Origin of the sequence: Micromonospora sicca, from assembly GCF_003172935.1 — a bacterium.
GTDB classification, from domain to species: Bacteria; Actinomycetota; Actinomycetes; order Mycobacteriales; family Micromonosporaceae; genus Micromonospora; species Micromonospora sicca.
Genome location: NZ_QGKS01000014.1, coordinates 1 through 681, shown reverse-complemented (window position 1 = coordinate 681; position 681 = coordinate 1). Strand labels below are relative to the sequence as shown.

The 681-nt window shown below is 67.1% G+C and carries 1 protein-coding gene; it reads right to left on the bottom strand.

The genetic code is table 11. From position 1 onward, the window contains the following. The coding region (locus DKT69_RS00080; protein ID WP_109799575.1) for an IS5 family transposase at nt 1-501 on the bottom strand (501 nt) is incomplete at its 3' end. Nucleotides 502-681: the final 180 nt, after the last annotated feature.

Sequence of the window (681 nt, the reverse complement as noted above, 5' to 3'; positions counted from 1 at the left end):
CTGGGGGTTGTCGCCGGCCTGGCCCGGGGTGAGCAGGATCGACAACGGCCGTCCACGACCCTCGACCGCGAGGTGGATCTTCGTACTCAGTCCGCCGCAGGACCGGCCGATGGCTTCACCGTCTTGCGCATCAGGCGTCGCCAGACTTGCCGGGGAGCCCCCTTTTTTGCGGGCGCCAGCAGCATGCTGGTGCGCCCGTACGATCGACGAGTCGACGCTGATCTTCCACTGCACCGGTGTGCCATCGTCATGAACCTGCGCCGCGGCGAGGATTCGATCCCAGGTCCCGTCGGCGGTCCAGCGCCGCAGACGCTCGTGGCAGGTCTTCCACGGGCCATACCGTTCCGGCAGGTCCCGCCACGGCGCACCCGTGCGCAGCTTCCACAAAATCCCATTGATGACCTGCCGGTGATCCCGCCACCGCCCCCGACCGCTGCCCGGCTCCGGTAGCAGCGGCGCGATCACCGCCCACGCCTCATCGGTCAGTTCACTACGACGCACCACCGACACATCGTCAGCGATCAACCACTACAAGATCGGCAGGACAGGCCCTGGGTCGGGTCGCCCGGGGGGATTTCACCCCCGGGCTCCCACAGAACCGTGCGTAACAGTCTCCCGTTACACGGCTCTTGTCATCCTGATCACCAGAAGCGCGGTGTCCATGCCCAGTGGGCGAAGCGC